This is a genomic window from Rhodococcus sp. T9N (assembly GCF_024436645.1).
GTDB lineage: Bacteria > Actinomycetota > Actinomycetes > Mycobacteriales > Mycobacteriaceae > Rhodococcus_F > Rhodococcus_F qingshengii.
In genome coordinates this window covers 30,543-48,351 of the sequence record NZ_JAMSKS010000023.1, presented here as the reverse complement: position 1 = coordinate 48,351, position 17,809 = coordinate 30,543, and the positions used below count along the sequence as shown (strand labels likewise).

The 17,809-nt window shown below is 60.4% G+C and carries 15 protein-coding genes and 2 pseudogenes; 9 read left to right on the top strand and 8 right to left on the bottom strand.

Features of this window, described 5'->3' with window-relative positions; translation table 11 throughout:
* Window positions 1-321: 321 nt before the first annotated feature.
* The 3 genes from M1L53_RS27875 to M1L53_RS27865 all read left to right on the top strand — a co-directional run bounded on the left by M1L53_RS27875 (window position 322) and on the right by M1L53_RS27865 (window position 2,615).
* Window positions 322-558, top strand: a complete 237-nt coding sequence (locus tag M1L53_RS27875; RefSeq protein ID WP_261949363.1) for a CsbD family protein — start codon at window positions 322-324, stop codon at window positions 556-558.
* A gap of 232 nt (window positions 559-790) precedes the next feature.
* Entirely contained in the window at window positions 791-2,251 is a 1,461-nt protein-coding gene (locus M1L53_RS27870; protein ID WP_261949362.1) for an aminotransferase class I/II-fold pyridoxal phosphate-dependent enzyme, read from the top strand.
* A gap of 94 nt (window positions 2,252-2,345) precedes the next feature.
* The gene (locus M1L53_RS27865) at window positions 2,346-2,615 is read left to right on the top strand and encodes a Rho termination factor N-terminal domain-containing protein (protein ID WP_261949361.1); all 270 of its coding nucleotides are present in this window, start codon (window positions 2,346-2,348) and stop codon (window positions 2,613-2,615) included.
* Between the two features lie 944 nt (window positions 2,616-3,559).
* Here the strand turns inward: M1L53_RS27865 and M1L53_RS27860 are convergent.
* Complete coding sequence (locus M1L53_RS27860) at window positions 3,560-3,757, bottom strand: hypothetical protein (RefSeq protein WP_261949360.1); 198 nt, start codon at window positions 3,755-3,757, stop codon at window positions 3,560-3,562.
* A 165-nt stretch (window positions 3,758-3,922) separates the two neighbouring features.
* Here M1L53_RS27860 and M1L53_RS27855 point away from each other — a divergent pair, with 165 nt between their 5' ends.
* The 3 genes from M1L53_RS27855 (at window position 3,923) to M1L53_RS27845 (ending at window position 7,381) form a co-directional block, all read left to right on the top strand.
* Window positions 3,923-6,307: an ATP-dependent DNA ligase gene (locus M1L53_RS27855; RefSeq protein ID WP_397517572.1), complete on the top strand. Its 2,385-nt coding sequence runs from the start codon at window positions 3,923-3,925 to the stop codon at window positions 6,305-6,307.
* 72 nt (window positions 6,308-6,379) lie between these two features.
* Window positions 6,380-7,072, top strand: a complete 693-nt coding sequence (locus M1L53_RS27850; RefSeq protein WP_261949359.1) for a superoxide dismutase family protein — start codon at window positions 6,380-6,382, stop codon at window positions 7,070-7,072.
* A 78-nt stretch (window positions 7,073-7,150) separates the two neighbouring features.
* Window positions 7,151-7,381, top strand: coding sequence for a hypothetical protein (locus tag M1L53_RS27845; protein WP_261949358.1), 231 nt, complete (start codon window positions 7,151-7,153; stop codon window positions 7,379-7,381).
* Between the two features lie 223 nt (window positions 7,382-7,604).
* Here the strand turns inward: M1L53_RS27845 and M1L53_RS27840 are convergent, their stop codons facing one another.
* The 3 genes from M1L53_RS27840 to M1L53_RS27830 all read right to left on the bottom strand — a co-directional run bounded on the left by M1L53_RS27840 (window position 7,605) and on the right by M1L53_RS27830 (window position 9,893).
* Window positions 7,605-8,183, bottom strand: a complete 579-nt coding sequence (locus tag M1L53_RS27840) for a GAF and ANTAR domain-containing protein (RefSeq protein ID WP_261949357.1) — start codon at window positions 8,181-8,183, stop codon at window positions 7,605-7,607.
* Window positions 8,171-8,293, bottom strand: coding sequence for a hypothetical protein (locus M1L53_RS27835; protein WP_261949356.1), 123 nt, complete (start codon window positions 8,291-8,293; stop codon window positions 8,171-8,173). Before M1L53_RS27835 ends, M1L53_RS27840 begins: the two co-directional genes overlap by 13 nt.
* Window positions 8,294-8,426: 133 nt before the next feature.
* Window positions 8,427-9,893, bottom strand: a complete 1,467-nt coding sequence (locus M1L53_RS27830) for an aminotransferase class I/II-fold pyridoxal phosphate-dependent enzyme (RefSeq protein ID WP_261949355.1) — start codon at window positions 9,891-9,893, stop codon at window positions 8,427-8,429.
* 147 nt (window positions 9,894-10,040) lie between these two features.
* On the opposite strand from M1L53_RS27830, the gene M1L53_RS27825 reads away from it, so the two are divergent.
* Window positions 10,041-11,093, top strand: a complete 1,053-nt coding sequence (locus tag M1L53_RS27825; RefSeq protein WP_261949354.1) for a C45 family peptidase — start codon at window positions 10,041-10,043, stop codon at window positions 11,091-11,093.
* Window positions 11,094-11,126: 33 nt separating this feature from the next.
* Here M1L53_RS27825 and M1L53_RS27820 read toward each other — a convergent pair.
* From M1L53_RS27820 to M1L53_RS27810, 3 genes and pseudogenes are all read right to left on the bottom strand, one after another.
* A pseudogene (locus M1L53_RS27820) lies at window positions 11,127-13,471 on the bottom strand (molybdopterin oxidoreductase family protein).
* A gap of 45 nt (window positions 13,472-13,516) precedes the next feature.
* Entirely contained in the window at window positions 13,517-14,233 is a 717-nt protein-coding gene (locus M1L53_RS27815; RefSeq protein WP_261949353.1) for a GAF and ANTAR domain-containing protein, read from the bottom strand.
* A gap of 395 nt (window positions 14,234-14,628) precedes the next feature.
* Window positions 14,629-14,829: pseudogene (locus tag M1L53_RS27810) on the bottom strand (hypothetical protein); the annotation flags it as partial.
* Between the two features lie 280 nt (window positions 14,830-15,109).
* On the opposite strand from M1L53_RS27810, the gene M1L53_RS27805 reads away from it, so the two are divergent.
* Window positions 15,110-15,346, top strand: coding sequence for a hypothetical protein (locus M1L53_RS27805; protein ID WP_261949352.1), 237 nt, complete (start codon window positions 15,110-15,112; stop codon window positions 15,344-15,346).
* A gap of 66 nt (window positions 15,347-15,412) precedes the next feature.
* Here the strand turns inward: M1L53_RS27805 and M1L53_RS27800 are convergent, their stop codons facing one another.
* Window positions 15,413-17,185, bottom strand: a complete 1,773-nt coding sequence (locus tag M1L53_RS27800; RefSeq protein ID WP_397517574.1) for a thiamine pyrophosphate-requiring protein — start codon at window positions 17,183-17,185, stop codon at window positions 15,413-15,415.
* A gap of 290 nt (window positions 17,186-17,475) precedes the next feature.
* Here M1L53_RS27800 and M1L53_RS27795 point away from each other — a divergent pair, with 290 nt between their 5' ends.
* Window positions 17,476-17,805: a hypothetical protein gene (locus tag M1L53_RS27795; protein WP_261949350.1), complete on the top strand. Its 330-nt coding sequence runs from the start codon at window positions 17,476-17,478 to the stop codon at window positions 17,803-17,805.
* The last annotated feature ends 4 nt before the right edge of the window (window positions 17,806-17,809 follow it).

The window sequence follows — 17,809 nt, the reverse complement described above, 5'->3', positions numbered from 1 at the left end:
CATAGCGGCATCCTTCCACTGTGAAGACACATCTTCACAGGTCAGATGTCAACCAAACCGGGGGCAGTCCCGAAGCATGAGACCACCAATTACGCGGAATTGCATGCACTGGACTACGGACTCAACGCGGGTCCTTCGTTTCCGCAAGCCGGGGCGGGTCCCGCTCAGCTTGCTTTCCATTCTCGCGGTAGTGGGGGGTTCGAGGTCCTTACGTCGCTGTTGCCCCGCAAGGTCGTAGGGATCAAGTAGGACATGTTTGTCAGTCCCCTCTCGGGGTAGGACGTTCGGTGTAGATACCCGCGAGGAAACTGGAGAAACCACATGCCAGATGAAAAGAGCGGTCCCAGCGAAGGCATCAAGGGCGTCGTAGAAGACGCCAAGGGCAAAGCCAAAGAGGCTGTCGGCGCTGTTGCAGGAAACGACAGTTTGGCTGACGAAGGGCGAGCACAGCAGGTCAAGGCTGAGAGTCAACGCGAAGTCGCGAAGAAGGAGGCGGAGGCAGAGAAGGCTCGTGGTGAAGCGGAGGCGAACGAAGCTCGACAACGGTCTGAGCAATAGTCGAAGCCTTCAACGCTCCCCGCCCGGGTTGCCGCCGGGCGGGGAGCGTTGTGATTCAGTTGGCCTTCACCGTCCACTTGAAGCTGAGCCCGCGCAACGGATTAGTTCGTAGTGAGCCAGCGAAGTTCGTGTCCGGTACTCGAAGAAGTCCGTCCTGTCGTATACAGCCCGAGCGAGTTTGTTGTGACGAACATTTCGATTGCCTCGATTGGGCGATGGGTAGTCCCGCCGCATGGATCAAAACCGAGCACCGTTGCTGGAGGCCCTCGAGCAGTACCGTCGGTTGGATCGGTACGGGTTCACCCCACCGGGGCACAGACAAGAGCGCGGCACAGACCGGCGGGTACTCGATGTACTCGGGCGGGATCCATTCCACGACGACGTTCTCGCCACGTCCGGCCTCGACGACCGCCGATCATCGAACAACTACCTTGCAGATGCCGAACGATTGATGGCCGACGCGGTGGGCGCGGACTATGCGTTCTTCTCGACCTGCGGTAGTTCACTGTCCGTCAAGGCAGCAATGATGGCAGTCGCGGGCAACGATCCCGGTGGGCTGCTGCTCAGTCGAGACAGTCACAAGTCGATCGTCGCGGGGCTGATCTTTGCCGGCATCACTCCCCGATGGATAACCCCGCAATGGGATGCTGCGCACCACATTTCGCATCCCCCTTCCCCTTCCCAAGTGCGTGATGCGTGGGAAAAGAACCCGGACGCGGCGGGGGCGCTGATCGTCAGCCCGAGTTCGTACGGCACCTGTGCAGACCTAGCCGCGATCGCAGACGAATGCCACCGCAGGGGTAAACCCTTGATCGTCGACGAGGCGTGGGGTGCACATCTCCCTTTTCACGAAGGATTGCCCACCTGGGCGATGGATGCAGGAGCGGACGTCTGCGTGGTCAGTGTGCACAAGATGGGGATGGGTTTCGAACAGGGGTCGGTCTTCCACGTCCAGGGAGATCTTGTCGACACTGCTCACCTGTCGGCGTGCGCCGATCTGTTGATGACCACGAGCCCCAACGTCATGATCTATTCAGCTCTCGACGGATGGCGCCGTCAGATGGTCGAGACCGGACACGAGTTGTTGGATACAGCGCTGACACTGGTCACCTCGCTTCGTGACGACATCGAACAACTCCCAGATCTCGAGGTCCTCGACTCCGAATTGCTGGGCCACCAGGCTTCCCACGACCTCGACAGAATGCAAGTGCTGATCGACGTTTCACGGACGGGAGCCACCGGCTATCAGTGCGCGGATTGGCTCCGAGCCGAACGCTCGATCGATGTAGGCATGAGCGACCATCGGCGCATCCTCGCGACCGTCTCCACCGCAGACGATCGCGAGACCACCCGACGACTGCTGGACGGCCTCGAAGCTCTCTGCGGCGCAGCACCAAGTTTCCCCGACACCCCCCGCATCGAGCTACCCTCTCCTGCGAGCCTTCAACTCGAAACTGTGTCATCGCCACGCGAAGCATTCTTCGGCCGAACTGAAATGATCCCCGGTGCCCACGCTGCCGGACGTATCGCCGCCGAGCAACTCACCCCGTACCCACCCGGAATTCCCGCCGTGGTGCCCGGAGAGCGCCTCGACACGGAAGTCATCGGCTACCTTCAGTCCGGACTGCGCGCGGGTATGGCCGTGCCCGATGCCACCGACTCCTCACTCGATTGCTTTCGGGTGATGGCCTGAGACGACGTTGTTTGCCGGTTTGATCATCTACCCCACGGGTAGCACCCTGTACAGACCGATACTTCAGTTCCATTGACACAGAGGAGGAACACCAGTGGCTCGTCAAGACTCACAACCCCAACTCAAGGATCAAGACCTCTACGAAGAACTACGAAAGAAGGGGGATTCGAAGCAGAAAGCGGCCCGGATATCCAACGCAGCGGCCAATCGGGGGCGATCGAGCGTGGGCAAGTCCGGGGGCAAGTCTTCGCCGTACGAAGAATGGACAGTCGAAGAATTGAAGAGACGCGCCAAAGAACTTGACCTGCACGGCTACTCGAAACTGAAGAAGAGTGAACTGATCGATACGCTGAGAAATCACTGAACCCGACTTAGGGGGCGACATACGGGCTCAGTCCGATCTTGGGTCCGTCTTTCGCGCTTCTGCGAATCGGTGACCTTCCGGATCGAAGAGAACTTCCCTTTGAGACTCCGACTCGACAAAGGTTGTGGCAAAACACCAGAACCTCTCTGCGACAGACAGCACGTGCGCCGCTCAGTGAACCTCGCCCCGCCCGCGTGAGCCCTAGCCCTCCCTTGGAAAGACTATTCGGAGAGCCGCTGACCGAATCCTATCGGCAAGTAGTCGGGCTAGTTTCGGCATTCTAGGCACTTCCGTGGGATCACTAAACCTGTACTCGCACTCCACCGTTGCCGACACCGGTCACTCGGACGACATAGTGGACCATCCTCGCGGGCTATCTCAACACCGCTCTGGAGACCATCAACCTGATCGCGCGTCAGGGGCGGGCAGCACGAAGTTTGTGTGACACGGTGGCAGCCAGAACCGTCGAGCAAGCCGTCGGAGTTCTGATGGGGGGGTGCACACCATCAACGCAGTGGACGCGTTCTCCGATTGGAGGCAGGCGCAATTGTTCGCGCCCTCAGCACAGTCGAGTACGCCCGCCTTGCGGTCACCTCAGCAGACGACGGTCGACTCTAATCGGTTTCCGTGACCAAACGTCACAGGTAGATCGGCGATGCGTTCGTGATATCTATCCCTCGGCAGAAAGCGTCATCACCGCAATCCGCATCTACTCCCTATCCGGGACGACTTCCCCACAGTTGACGTTGCGAAGCAGTGGAATTCGCGAAGTGCCGACTTCTACAGCTACGGCGGCCCTGCGTGCACCATAGGGGTGACAACCACTGCATGCCCGGCAAACACACAACTCCGACACGGTGTTCGTGCCGCGCTGACGGGCGCGTGTCCATTCCCTGGCGTACCGCCGGAGGTTCCGCAGAGATGATTTCGAGGCTGAGGCACGATCAGGCTGCGTCAACCGAACTATTCGACATGTGGGGATGGATTCCCGTCGCCGTCGAGTAATTTCCGCTCAAGAGCTCCTCCGCTTCGGATGTGGTGAAATGTGGAGCGGCCGTGCTGATTCCCAAGATCGCACGCCACCAAGCTTCGCGAGCCTCGGATTCGGTCCACACCACAGGTTCGGCGTCGTCGAGATCCATTTTTCTACTCCTTCGAACCATCTCCTCGCTTGCTACCCGACTCCTTCGAGCGTAAAACGCGAACATTGTGCGCCTGCACGACCACCTCTCGTCACCCACCCCGCGTGTTTCCTCGTCACCCTCCCCACGTGTTTCGTTGTGGGGTGGATCGGCTACCACTTCCACATGGGTGAAACAGCGGACAGCAAGGAGGTGGATTCCGCGATGCCGGCAACAACGATCGATGGACACCGACTGAATCTCACCCATCTCGACAAGGTGCTGTATCCCGATACCGGGACAAGTAAGGGTGAGGTGATCGAATATTTGAAAGAGATCGCGCCGGCCATGTTGCCTCATCTCTCGCAACGTCCTGTCACGAGGAAACGCTGGCCCGATGGTGTCGACTCGGACTTCTTCTTCGAACGGCAAGCACCGCCTTCAATCCCGAAGTGGGTGCGGCGGTTCTCTGTGCGCCACCAGGACCGCGCTGTCGATTATCCCCTTGTCGATTCGACTGCAGGCTTGGCTTTGATGGGCCAACTGGCCGCGCTGGAACTTCATGTGTCGCAATGGACTGTCGTCAAGGGTAGGCCAGGCCTGGCCACCCGGTTGATTTTCGATCTCGACCCCGGCGAGGGTGTGGAACTGTATGACTGCGCGCGCGTCGCCCTGGCAGTTCGAGAGCACCTCACAGCATCAGGCCTGTCGTCGTATCCGGTCACCAGTGGGAGCAAAGGCATTCACGTGTACGCCGAGCTGACCACGACTCTCGACTCGGAACCGTCGCAGTTCGCCCAGAAAATCGCCAAGCAACTCGCCAAAGACTGGCCGGACCTGGTGACCGCGACCATGGCGAAAACCGAACGTTCAGGCAAGGTATTCGTCGACTGGAGTCAGAACAACCCTGCTAAGACGACCGTAGCACCGTACTCGCTGCGGGGTCGAGCCGAACCAACTGCTGCGGCACCCCGGGATTGGTCCGAAATTGAGCAGAAAGGCCTGCGCCAGTTACGTTTCGACGAAGTACTCGAACGGTATCGAAGCGACGGCGACCTGTTGTCGAAGTCTCTGGACTCGCTCCACACCTATCGGTCCAAACGCCATCGAGGCCAGACACCCGAGCCGATGCCAGAACAGTCGACGAACGGACAGGGGTCGGATTCCGTCGAAGAACTCAGTTTCGTCATCCAGGAACATCACGCGACCAACCTGCACTGGGACTTCCGGCTCGAACACGACGGTGTTCTCGTCTCGTGGGCGGTGCCGAAGGGGGTCCCGACCAAACCGGGAACCAACCGTCTCGCCGTTCAGACCGAAGACCACCCGCTCGACTACCGGACGTTCTCGGGGACCATCCCTGAAGACCAGTACGGAGGTGGGCGGGTCGAGATTTTCGATTCCGGTAGTTATGTCCCGATAAAGTGGGAAACGGGGAAGCTGGTGTTCGAGCTCCACGGCGACCGGATACGTGGACAGTACGCACTGATCAATACCAAAGCCGATCATTGGTTGATGCACAAGATCAAGAAGGCCGACGAACGGCCGATTCCTTCCGGCGGTGGTGAACAGCCGTCGAGGGTGACGACCGAACACAGCGCACCGCCCCACGGTCTGGAACCGATGTTCGCTACTCTCCGTCCTGCCGATTATCTGGAGACCCTGGCCGCCGGCGAGTGGTCCTTCGAGGGCAAATGGGACGGAATTCGGGCGGTCGGTGAAGTATTCGACGGAAAACTTCGACTGTACAGCCGTTCGGGACTCGACCTGACATCCACCTATCCCGACCTCGCCTGGATCGGCCCGGCTCTCGGCGAACACGCCGCAGTCCTCGATGGTGAGATAGTCACACTCGACGCGCACGATGTCACGAGTTTCGCTGCTCTGCAGAACCGAATGGGCCTGCGACGAACAGCCGCTATCGAGCGTGCCGCTGAGAAGTACCCCGCCGAGTTTTTCGTGTTCGACATCTTGTTTCTCGACGGAACTTCACTGATGAAGAAGAAGTATCTCGATCGGCGGCGGGTACTGGACGAGCTTGCCGCCACGTGCGAGGGACTCACCGTGCCTGCTCGGCTGAACGGAAACGGCGAACGAGCACTGGACGAGAGTCGACGCCGCGGCTGGGAGGGAATCGTCGCCAAACGCAATGATTCCCCGTACCTGCCGGCCCAGCGTGGACGATCCTGGGTCAAGGTGAAGAACCAGCGCACCCAGGAAGTCCTGGTCGGCGGCTACCGGCCGGGCAAAGGCGCTCGCGCCGACAGCCTCGGTTCGTTGTTGTTAGGCGTCCCCGACGAGGACGGACTGCGCTACATCGGCCGGGTCGGTACCGGATTCACCGAATCGGCGCTCGAAACCTTGAGCCGCACGTTGAAACGCCTGTCCCGCAAAACCAGCCCCTTCTCCGCTGAATTGAAACCCTCCGAACGAAAGGACGCAGTGTGGGTGACGCCGCGACTGGTCGGTGAGATCGCGTTCACCGAATGGACGACGGCAGGTCTGGTCAGGCATCCGACGTGGCGCGGACTGCGACCGGACAAGGACCCGGACGAGGTACGGTTCGAATAATCCGAGGGTTTCCTCGGCGTGGGAGAACTGCGCGCGAGGAATGGTGGCGGCGCGAGCGGGTACTGCCAAATCATGCATCTACGACACATTCAGCTCCGACGCACGGACCGCCGACTCCTAAGCCTCGGACGCTCGACAACTATCACAGGTCTCTCCCTCGCTGCCCTTGTCGCGGCCGGATGCGGCGGTAGTGACGGCTCGACCAGCGAAAATGCCACCGTCGAAACACCACCCGCCTCGCTCGACACGACAACGACGGTTCCCAGCTTTCTTCCGGGTCTCGACGGTGACGTATTTCGGGCACCCGGTCAGGCGAGTGACGACGACGCTTTCACGTACGACGAGGTTGTGGTTCCTGTGGGATCTGCGGTGGACATCGAATCCGAAGACGAGGGCAACCGAACGACCGTCACAGTCGAGGCCGCAGGGCTTACTCCCAATCGAGATCTGGGTGTGCACGTGCATACACGGCCGTGCGGCCCCAACCCAGCGGACTCCGGGCCGCACTATCAGAACAACGTGGATCCGGCGGCCGGCCCCGAATCACCCTCCACCGATCCCGCGTACGCCAACCCCTCCAACGAGGTTTGGCTCGACATCACCACCGATGCGAACGGTAACGCTCAGTCGTCAGCCACGGTCGACTGGAAGTTCCGCGAGGGAGAGGCGCAGTCTGTGGTGATCCATGCTGACCGTACGAAGATTGCGCCGGGAGAGGCAGGTGTGGCAGGCGATCGGCTCGCGTGTATCGATGAAGACTTCTGAGCAGACAAGAACATCTACGTAGACTGTCGCCCATTGATGTACCACCACGCGCACAACGGGCGACGAAAGGAGATGTCGATGCATGAGTCGAAAAAGAAGGACGCATTACGCCCATCTACGAGCGGATCCGAGCATCAACACGCGTCGGATTCGGAGGGGAAAGCAGCACTCAACCAAGATCTCACCGGACTAGTCGACGATCTCGAGGAACAGGTGGTCGAGGAACGTCAGCAGGAAGGCCTTCCGGGGAATCGAGCAGACCGCGAGGACGCCACACCCATCGACACCGGTGACAGGGCGCCGGACTGACGACTCGCTCCGGTGATCGCCGGCGATCACTGGTTGAATGCGTCGACCGAAGCAACCGCTCTGGCAGACTCTCTGGACTGACTCTCGGGACTGAACGGGATCCCGGCAGAAAGATCTCCTGCAGACCGGGCCGGGTGAATCGTCATCACTGTCTTGTCGGTGGCGGAATCAATCGCGCCCGACGCCGCAGCTTTCTACGTTCCGTAAGGCATCGTCCCACAGATCACCGCTTGGTCAGCGATTCCACGACCTCGGCTGCGAGCATGGCCACCCGGACGTTCCGCTGCTGAGACTGATCTACGAGGACCTCGAACGCCCGATCCTCATCAATCCCGTGCAACGCCATCAACATTCCCTTTGCCTGATCGATTGCCGCTCGCGTCTTCATCGCTTCTCGAAGCCCGTCGACTTCGGAGCGCCATTGCTCCGCCCGACGCGCATTCCACACCGCGCCCTCGACCGCGGCCACAAAGACCTGTAACAACACTTCGTCGATCTCTGTGAAACCGTGATCACCGAAACCGTACAAATTCAGCGCTCCCACATGACGCTCGTCGATTGACAACGGAGCAGAAAGAAAACTCGCCACGCCCATCCCTGCAACATTCGACGCAAACCGCGGCCATCGGAGCGCCGCGCCCTCTACCCGCACCCGCACCACCTGTCGAGTCCGAGCAGACTCCAGACAGGGACCCTCGTCGGCCCGGTACTGATCGATATCAACGTCCAAAGCGCGCTCGTCGGTGCATGCCACCGTCTCCGGCTGGCCGGAATGCGCAGACAACGTCGTCACACCAGCCATGTCGGCACCTGGAATCCCAGGGTCTCCGCAATCTCATCGGAGCGGTACGGGCGCACCGCAGCGATAACTACTACCGGCGTATCGGAAGCTGAATCTTCGGAAAGGGTCATGACCGTCCTGTCCCGCAGGAATCAGGTCCTGCGCACACTCGAAAGCGGCGGCGCTGGCTTCACCGATACACCCTCCAAAACAGACAAATTACGAACCCGGGAATCGGACGAAATGAGACGTAACCTCCGCAAGTCAGGCTTCTCGGACTACCCGGATGTGTCGGAGGGAACCGTCGGCGGCGTCGGGTATCTCCATCCCTGCGTCGACTCCCGTTTGCAGATAGTCGATTACGGACCGGTCGAGCCGCTCTCCCGGCACGACAGCGGGAATACCGGGCGGATACGGGGTCAGCTGTTCGGCGGCAATACGCCCATCCGTTCTTCGTGCCTCTATCATCTCAGTGGGCCCGAAGAAGGCATCACGCGGCGACATCACGGACTCGAGTTGCAACTCGCCGGGGTTCGGCAAGAACATTTTCGGCGGCGGATCGAACTCGCGTGCAGCGCGAGCGAGTGACGTCAGCGAGGAGACGAGTCGGTCCGCGGTGCTCTCGTCGTCGGCCATAGACATCGTGGCCATGACGCGTCGGTGATCATGCATACCCAGGTCGAGGTGGCAGTGCTCGCGCACCCAGTCTGTGCACTGATATCCGGATATCCCGAGCTCGCTGACGTCGAGAAGAATTTGCAGCCGGTCCAGATCATGTGACGCTTCCTCTCCGAGCAGTCGCTCTTCGAGCACGTTCAGGCCGTCGATGTCGGCGATTCGTTCCCTGGTGCGTTGGGCGAGGGTCAGAGCTCGGCCGAGTAGATCCCTTCCTTGTTCGACCATCTGTCTGCGCCAACCGTCGATGGCCGCGTACAGCATCACGTTTGGGCTTGTTGTCGTCAGCAGATCTGCGCATTGCGAGAGGTGAGATTCGTCGACGAGATCCCCCTGGAGGTGATAGACGGATCCTTGTTCGAACCCCGCCCCCATCTTGTGGATACTGACCACACAGACATCGGCGCCGGCATCCATAGCCCATGTCGGAAGGTCCTCGTGGAAGGGCAGATGCGCACCCCACGCCTCGTCCACGATGAGTGGCTTACCTCGCTCATGGCACACGTTCGCGATGGCCTCGATATCCGCACACGTCCCGTACGGGCTGGGGCTGACGATCAACGCACCGGCCGCATCGGGGTGTTTCTTCCACATGGCAAGTACCTCGTCCGGCGACGGCGGGTGGGAGAAGTGCATGTCTTCGTCCCATCGTGGTGTGATCCAGCGAGGCGTCACCCCGCTGAAGATCAGGCCGGCGACGATGGATTTGTGTGAATCACGGGAGACGAGCAGCCCTCCCGGATCATTTCCTGCCACGGCCAGCATCGCGGCTTTGACCGACAGCGAACTACCGCAGGTCGAGAAGTAGGCGTGCTCTGCCCTCACTGCCTCGGCCATCAATTGTTCGGCTTTGGACAAGTATCCGTTTCGGGACTTGCGGTCGTCCAGACCACCGGAAGCCAGTACGTCGGAACGGAATACGTCGGGACCCAGTACCCGGATGACCCGAGGGTCTGCACCGCGTCCCTGCCGGTGTCCCGGTGGGGAAAATCCGTATCGGTCGAGTCGGTGGTACTCCTCCAACCCGTCCAGAATAGGTGCCTGCGACTGGTCCATGTACAAGGCCTACCCGGTGACGTCGCGTCTTGAACAATTGTCACCGCCGCCTCGAAGTTGTGGACGTTGATCGTGAGGCCTTCCACCACGAAACATTCTCTGTCAGTCTGTTTTACAGGGAGGTTCGCGTCGAGAGGAGGCCTTCCGATGACGGTCATCGAGTGCGTGGGAAACGGACGGGCACGTGGGCGCGCCCACGGTGAGCACGCGCGCGAGATGATCCACGCTGCGCTTGCGCGATGGCGGGAAGGTACGAGCGCTCACAGCCGGGAGCACCTCACCGCGAACGGACTGTTGGCGACCGTCGAAGCCTCGGTGCCGGATTTGGCCGAGGAGATGCGGGGAATCGCGGAGGCCGCCGCCGTCCCCTTGCCCGAAGTTCTTGCGTACAACTTTATGGATCAGCAGTGGTGGATACACCGCGAGCACCTCGAGCTCGGCTGCAGTGTTCTCGGGCAGGTCGGCGAAGGTGGCGTGTTCCTCGCCCAAAACATGGACCTGCCGGATTTCATGACTGAATCGCAGGTAGTACTGCATGTCAGTCCGGGGCATGGCCCCGACGCGCTCGTGCTGAGCTCGGCGGGAATGATCGGGCTGACCGGCGTCAACGATGCGGGCGTCGGCGTTTGCGTCAACGCGCTTGGCATGTTGCGCCACAACGAGGTCGGATTACCTGTGGCGACGGTCATCCGAGGGGCGCTTGCGCAGGTTTCGCGCGATCGTGCCGTCGACTTCTTACGCCGCGTCTCTCACGCGAGCGGGCAGCACTATGCGGTGGCGGACGCGCGCGGTTTCCACGGTGTGGAGTGTTCGGCCTCGAAGGTTCGAGACAGTACCCTGCCAGGTTCGCGGATGGTGCTGCACACCAATCATCCGCTGTCGAACGACGATATCGATCTCGTTGCCGAACGAGAACTGACCGATGAGGGACGGATCGCCGATTCCAAGGTTCGGATGGATTTTCTGACGTCGCATGCGGTCAGTGCTCGCGACGGCGAGTCTGCACAACGCATTCTCGCCGACCGCAGCGCGCCACTGTGCGTTACTCCTCGCTTCGGCCGCCGGACACAAACTTTCGGGGCTGTCGTCTTCGAGTTTGTAACCACTCCACCAACAGCGCGATTCTGCCTCGGTTTGCCGGACCGGGAGCCCTGGATCACGCCGAGTTGGAGTGAGCCTCGGACGGTGGAGACGCGCTAGGAAATCACGGCCGCATGGAGGTTGACCGACGACCTAGATCGGAGGACCGAGTCGTTGGATACGGCAAGCGGCAGTCTTGAAAATGGGCTGCTTGGAAGCGGGATCCCAATCGGTGATCGTCATCTCGTTTGCCGCGCGCCGATGTACGTGGCGACCGGATTCCGAACGCGGAGTGTCCCAGTATCCGTAGTGGAACGGCACGAAGATCACCCCTTCGCGGATACCGGTGATACGCGCTTGTCCTTCGATGATGCCCCGCCGTGACATGACCGCGACGAGATCGCCTTCGTCGATGCGATTGCAGAGCGCATCACGCGCTGAGACCTCGACCCCATACCTGCGGTGCGGCGGCTTGCAATTGCGGAACGCGGGCAGTCTTGGTTCGCGTGTGAAAGTGGTATAAAGTCCGGCCCGTGATGAGCGCGTATGGGTACTCGTCGTCTACGTGTTGGCGAGGTGGAACGTACTGTGCCGCTTTGATCATCGCTTTGCCGTGTGGGTTACGGGCGCGGTATTCCTGCGCATCGACTGGCGCGCCGGTGGCCAGATTCTTGCCGTAACTTTCGCAGTAGGCGGGCGCGGCAAAGAACTGTCCGTCGGTGTACAAACGCTCGGTCCCGTCGGCGTGCTCGTCATCGCACGGCCATTGAATGCCGCTCCCCCCCACGCAGGCGCCCGTATGTGAGCGCGGTGTAGTCGCACGGGCGTCCGGCGCTGCATTTTTTCCATGCTTCGAAGGCAGACTCCGGATCGTGCCAGGGCGGAAATGGATCGCCGTCCTTGTCGCGGAAAGCCATACGCCGCGCGTAGTCGAGGAAAATTTCGAGGTCGGCTCTCGCTGCACCTGGCGCCTCGACAGCTTTGTCCGAAATGTGTACGGTCCGATCGGCATTGGTAAAGGTTCCCGTCTTCTCGCCCCAGGTCGCTGCGGGAAGAACCACGTCGGCCAGTTCGGCGGTTTCAGTGAGAAAAATGTCCTGTACAACAAGAAAAAGACGTTGCTGCGCCAGGATTGATCTGATCCGATGCAGCTCGGGTAGGGAGACAGCCGGATTGGTCGCACTGATCCACAGCATGCGAATCGAGCCTTGTTCCGCATGTTCGAATATCTTCATCGCGTGCGTCGGCGGTCCGTCGTGCTGTATCCGTCGGATGTCCAGGTTCCACAGTTTGGCGAGTTCTGCGACGTGCTCGTCGTTCGCCCAGTTCCGAAACCCCGCCAGGTCTCCGTTGGCGCCACATTCTCGTGTGTTCTCAGCCGTGGGCTGCCCGTTCATCTGCAGCAGCCCGCATCCGGGGCGACCGAGCATGCCGCGGATGATGTGGATGTTGTTCACTTGCACTGCCGCTGCCGTCGCCTGGTGCGATTGGTAGAACCCTTGCAACACTGTCGACAGTAGGCGCTCGGCGGTGCCCAATAGTTGCGCTGCTCGACGTACATCCTCTTCGGAGACACCGCAGAGTTTCGCGACGCGCTCGAGTGTGTACTCCGAAACGCAGGCGACAAGGTCGTCGTAGCCGACCGAGTGATCGTCGACGTACGTGTGATCGACCCAGCCTTGCGCAATAATCTCGTGTAGCAAACCATTCATGAGCGCGAGGTTTGTTCCCGGCAGCGGCGCCAGATGAACAGTCGCAACTTGGGCCACGGGAGTGGGGCGCGGATCGACAACCACGATCTTCGGTGGATCTTCGCCAGCCAACCGGTCGAGTACTCGCGACCACAGCACGGTCTGTGTCTCGGCGACGTTGTGGCCGAACAAGGCAATCACATCGGCGTGGTCGACGTCCGTATAGCTTCCCGGTTGGCCGTCGCTCGCGAAGGACTCCTTCAACGCCTCGGCTGCAGTTGCGGTGCACAATCGGGTGTTGCCGTCGAGGTGGTTGGTTCCGATGCCGCCGTGCGCGATTGCGGCGAGGGTGTAGTACTCCTCGAGGAACAACTGGCCACTGGTGTAGAAACCGAGAGCGCTGGGCCCGTGCTCGTCGAGGAGTGCTCGACTTCGGTCGACGATGAGATTCATCGCTGTGTCCCAGTCCGTTTCGACGAGATCCCCATCGACGCGGACCAGTGGCGCAGTCAAACGCTCACTCGACGAATTGGCTTGCCAACCGAACAAATCCTTGGGCCCGAGCCGACCGTGGTTCACCCTGTCGTCGACGCGACCACGCACACCGACGATCCGAGCGTCCCGAACCGCAATATCCATGGCGTCGCCGTTGCTGTGTAGCAGAGATGCGGATTGCACCCAAGTCTCCACATCGTCTGCCTCGATGCCCGGGGCTAGGCAGATATCGGGACGCGCCGGCCACCGATCTCCCGCTCGGTACGGTGTCCGATCCCCCCAGGGTTCAGCGATCCGGTCTTGTTCGGCCATCCTGTGTTGCTACCCCGCGCCAGAAGGACGGAAACCAGGGGATGTTCATGTATCGCCGCGGATGCCAGTGTGCCGACTGCTGTCGAGATCGAGGCGCTCTCCTCGGACGATCTCGAGCGCAACGGCGGTGATCCGACGATGCTGGGAGAACGCAGCAGATCGCAAACGTACCAACGCTTCTTCCACTGGAACACCGAGCCGTGCAGCCAACATTCCGGAAGCAACATGTACATTCCCGCGTCTGAAAACCTTTAAATCAGTCCCGGAAATCAATGCGTACGCGGGGTCGAGTTCCGCCAGTACTGCATGGCCGATCGACTCTGCATACAACCGGCATGTCGCGTCCTCGGTCGAAGCCAGGGACACCGGGGAGCGCCCGTACATTTCCAGAACCCCGAACGGCTCACCCCCGATGGTCAAGGGGTACGCGTAAACGCTCGCCGCCCCTAAAGCCAGGACTTGGCTCGAGAAAATTGGCCACCGATTCCGTGCTTCTCCGCTGGCCATGTCGTCGTGAAGTTCGCTGTGTTGAAAGCGGAACGCGTCGAGACACGGGCCCTCGCCGAGGGTGAATTGAATTTCGTCCAATTCCTCGGAGTCGGTGTCGGTCGCGTATACGAGATCGCGCGTGGACGCCGATGCGAACACCGCGACACCGGCTCCGTCTACCCCGGTGCACTGGACAAGTTCGTCGGACAGGCGTTTGGTGACGTCGAATGGCTGTGGCGGTGCCTGCACACGACGAGCAGGGAGATTTGGCATCTCTGCGCCTAGTCCCTGTCTGCAGGGTGCGTGAGAAGGTTACGTATTCGACGATTGGCGTGTGAAGGAGACGGCACATCAGCTCGTTTCGTCATAGTCTTCCCCTTCCGCTTGATCTGGTTGTCGGGTGACGGACTGCACGTTACGGGGATCCGCATCGGGATCATCCGACGGATCGTACGGTTCTTCCGAGGGATTATTCGGTTTTTGATTCACGACTCTCTTTCCCCTTCGATGTCCGACTTCTCGCCCTGGCGTTAATTCCAGGGCGCCGCAGTCTTGTTGCCAGAAGCTTCATTGTGGAGCGGACCTACCCGCATCTTGCGATCGTCAATCACGCGATCGAATCCCGGACGACAGGCACTCACCCATGCGGCAGTTCAACGGCCCTCGAGCACGTCCGGTTCTTCTTCCGCGAGTTTCTGATCCAACGATTCGCCCTCTCGCACTTCCCGAGGCGTCGTGCCGAATCTGTCGGCTTCGCTCCACTTCTCGGGTGGATCTACGACGTCGTCGCCGTCTGTTTCTGGTACCTCCTCGTCGTCGACGCTTTCGCTGACATTCAGCGTATCGCCGGGACCATCTTCGATGCTCATTCACTTTCCTTCTGCATTTCGCCGGTGGCGTGAGACCAATTTCGAGGCGGCTTCCTCGGCTGTTTTCTCAACCGGAGGAAGCCTCAGGCGCGGCATACCGAACTGGGGTCGCATGGGTCTACCGTGCCATGGACTTCTTCTACCCCGGGCAATCCGATGTGACACACGCCTGCGCCATTTCCACGACGTCGATATTCGTTTGGCCCAGTCCCGCGTGGGTACGTGTCCTGCGGGCAGGAGTCATCCACCCCTGAATCCCCACTTCGATCAAGGAGGACCGATGACTGAAGAAACCGGTACGGTGACCGGCACGAAAGACAAAGACTACAACCTGATTTGGTTCGTCGAAGCATCGTTGAGTAACGCGCTACGAATGGAGACCTACATTCAAGACGCGGAACGTGACGGCGATGACGAACTTGCGGACTTCTTCCGGCGAGCACAGACGGAAAGTCGAAAGGGAGGCAAGGAAGGCAAGAAGCTGCTCAGTGCCAGGCTGGACGGCTCGACCGTTTAGACGGGCACGGCGTTCGACAGGTGCTGCGCGTTGCATGCGGCTAGGGCTCTTGTCTCGTGCAGCTCCTCAGGACTCGGCTTCCTCTTCGCCGGATCGCTGCCTGTCCAATTCGTCTACAGCGTAGTCGGCGCCTTCCCGGCGAAGCGCTTCTCTCATTGTTCGAGCTTTGTCCTGCGAAGCGCGAGGAGGAAGCAGAGGAGTATTCGGATCGACCATGGCTTCGATGACGACCGGTCTTTCCGCCTCCAGCGCCGTCCTCCACACAGATTCGGTGTCCTCGCGCTTGTGTAAACGGATTCCGCCCAGGCCGAGTAAATCGGCGTACTCGGCGAAGTTGAAAGACGGAACTTCCTGGGACTGACTGAAACGAGTGTCTCCTTCCATCTCCCTTTGCTCCCAACTGACTTCAGCCAGATCACCATTGTTGAGTATGAGCACAACGAATCGTGGGTCCGCCCACTCTCGCCAGTGACGTGCCAGCGTGATCAACTCGGAATTTCCACTCATGAGCATCGCCCCGTCGCCGGCCAGCGCGACGGCCGGGCGGTGCGGATGGGCGAACTTCGCGGCCAAACCGTAGGGCATCGCCGATCCCATGGACGCGAGTGTGCTCGACAGGTGGGCGGGAACTTCCGCGGGTAGGGGGAGGAATCGGGCATACCAGTACACCACCGATCCGACATCGACCGCCACAAGAGCGTCTCGCGGAATGCACGAAGCAAGCGTTCCCACAACAGCCTGCGGATTCAACGGTGTCCGATCTCGAGACAGGCGATCGTTCGAGATCGCTCTCCAGTTTTCGATCATGGTTGCAACGTCGTTGCTCCATTGCTTCTCGCGGTGACGAAGAAGCGGTAGCAACATACGGAGAGACTCCGCCGCATCGCCGACAATCGGTACTTCGACGTCGTATTTGGAACCCACATTGCGAGCGTCTATGTCGATTTGGACCGCACGAGCTTGCCCTGGAGCAGGATAGAACTCAGTCCATGGATCGTTACTTCCGACGATCAGGAGCGTGTCGCATTCGCTCATGAGATCCGCTGCGGCTGTGGTCCCCAGATGGCCCATAACACCGCATGACCATGGTGAAGTCTCGTCGACGACTGGCTTTCCCAATAGCGATGTTGTCACTCCTGAGCTGAGTAGTTGTGCTGCCTCGGCGATTTCGGCGCGCGCTCCGCGTGCGCCTTGCCCGACCAGCATCGCGATGCGTTCGCCACCGTTCAGTAGCGCGGCCGCCCGAGTCACGTCCGCTGCGGTGGGAACCACGCGCGGAACAGTCACAACGGGAGCGCTTGGGACGATGCCGTGACTGTGCGGTTTGTTTTTCATCTCGTGTTGTTGCACATCGTGCGGAACTATGACGCAGGTAGGGCTGGAGGTCGCTATGGCTGTGCGGAAGGCGTTGTCCAGCACTGCTTCCAGTTGCTCCGGGGTGGAAAGGGTTTGCGAGTACTGCGCGCACACGTCTTTGAACAGTGTCGGCAAATCGATCTCTTGCTGGTAGCTGCTGCCCCGCGCCGTCAATGCGACCTGTCCGACGATTGCAACCACCGGTTTACGATCGAGCTTTGCGTCGTACAGCCCGTTGAGGAGATGGACGGCGCCGGGCCCCTGGGTGGCAAGACAGACGCCGACTTCCCCGGTGTACTTGGCATGACCAACTGCCATGAACGCTGCCATTTCCTCGTGTCTGGCTGTCACCAGCTCGATTCGGTCGGTGGCGCGGCTCAGCGCAGCCATGATCGGGTTGATTCCGTCCCCTGGGTATCCGAATACCCGCGGCACCTTCCATGCCAGGAGTCGATTGACGATCCCGTCCGCGACGTTCGGCATTCGATCACCTTCTTCCGTAGCTCGCTTCTCGGGGACTACCCAGCGAACGATGAAGTACACGAGCAATTCTCGGGCGTGGAATGTGTACTTTTCATGTCCACCGGGTAGCTGCCAAATGTTTCCGGCAGAACTTTCCACGCAGGAGTCATGATGATCAGCCACCGCCATCGATCTCTGGTAGTCCGACTACATTTGCCCGTCGAGTGTGATTCGACAAAGCGCAACAGCCTCCCGTTCGAGACTTCGTATCAGCCCGGACGCCGTGCAGCTCGACTTGCCGGAGTTGCCGAATGACTTTCAGCGCTCCAACGCGGAAGGGAGTTGCGGTCGAAACCGTGACTGTTCGTCCTGCTGTTTGCGGCGAAGGCATCACTGAAGTGCCCTTCCAGGAAGTGGTGACCCGCATTGGGAAACTGTTGACCGCTGCGGGTTTCAGGATCGTCGACGCGGAGGGAACGGGTCCGGCGTCAGAAGTGTACGAAGATTATGTGCTCTCGCCGGAAGGGCACGTACGAGTGGAGCATGATGTGAGTTGCGGCGCCGTTGAGGTGAGTGTCGCCATCGAGTATGTCGGCCGTGAGGTCGCATCCTTCCTGCGAACTCGCTTGGCCGAGCCGTAGTTCC